The sequence below is a fragment of the Mycobacterium sp. SMC-18 genome, from assembly GCF_045310895.1.
Lineage (GTDB): Bacteria > Actinomycetota > Actinomycetes > Mycobacteriales > Mycobacteriaceae > Mycobacterium.
Genome location: NZ_JBJIAL010000135.1, coordinates 1 through 1,247 on the forward strand (window position 1 = coordinate 1; position 1,247 = coordinate 1,247).

The following is a 1,247-nucleotide window of genomic DNA, read 5'->3' on the forward strand; positions in this document are numbered from 1 at the left end:
GGCCTGAAAGTGGGCGCACCTTCCCGAGGATGATCATCACGGAATCAGGTATTCGATCAAGACCGGCGTTGGCGCGCTGGTTGGGAAGGTACGCCCATGCTCACCGTAGTTCACGATGCCGAGGAGGCCAACGGCGGCGAGGCCGGCCGGTCGTTGTTGGACGAGATCGTCCGCGACGGAGCCCGGCAGATGTTGGCCGCTGCCCTGCAGGCCGAGGTCGCCGCGTACGTGGCCGCATTCGCTGATCAGCTCGACGAGAACGGTCACCGACTGGTGGTCCGCAACGGCTATCACCAGCCGCGTGAGGTGCTGACCGCGGCCGGTGCCGTGCAGGTGAAGGCGCCGCGGGTCAACGATCGCCGTGTCGACCCCGATTCTGGTGAGCGGCAGCGGTTTTCCTCGGCGATCCTGCCGGCCTGGGCACGCAAGTCCCCGCAGATGAGTGAGGTGCTGCCGCTGCTGTATCTGCACGGCCTATCGACCAGCGACTTCGGGCCCGCACTCGAGCAGTTCCTCGGCTCGGGTGCCGGGTTGTCGGCCACCACGATCACCCGTCTGACCGCGCAGTGGCAAGACGAAGCCCGTACGTTCGCTGCCCGGGACCTGTCCGGCAGCGACTACGTCTACCTGTGGGTCGACGGCATTCACCTCAAGGTCCGCCTGGACCAGGAGAAGCTGTGCCTGCTGGTGATGCTCGGCGTGCGCGCTGACGGCCGCAAAGAGCTCGTGGCGATCACCGACGGCTATCGGGAGTCATGCGAGTCGTGGGCGGATCTGCTGCGCGACTGCAAACGACGCGGCATGACCGCCCCAGTGCTGGCCGTCGGCGATGGCGCGCTCGGGTTCTGGAAGGCGGTGCGGGAGGTATTCCCGAAGACCCGAGAGCAGCGCTGCTGGTTCCACAAGCAGGCCAACGTCCTTTCCGCACTGCCGAAGTCAGCGCATCCGGCCGCGCTGGCGGCCATCAAGGACATCTACAACGCCGAAGACATCGACAAAGCTCAGGTCGCGGTCAAGGCCTTCGCGGTTGCCTTCGGCGCGAAGTACCCGAAAGTGGTCGCCAAGATCGTCGACGACCTCGATGTCCTGCTGGAGTTCTACCACTACCCCGCCGAGCACTGGATCCATCTGCGTACCACGAATCCGATCGAATCCACCTTCGCCACAGTGCGTTTGAGAACGAAGGTCACCAAGGGTCCGGGATCGCGGGCCGCTGGATTGGCCATGGCCTACAAGCTGATCGACGC

Annotated in this window: 1 protein-coding gene; it reads left to right on the plus strand. The window is 65.3% G+C overall.

The genetic code is table 11. From position 1 onward, the window contains the following. Nucleotides 1-96: 96 nt before the first annotated feature. Nucleotides 97-1,247 (plus strand): IS256 family transposase (locus tag ACJH6J_RS30445; RefSeq protein WP_406785193.1); only part of this gene is annotated, 1,151 nt, incomplete at its 3' end.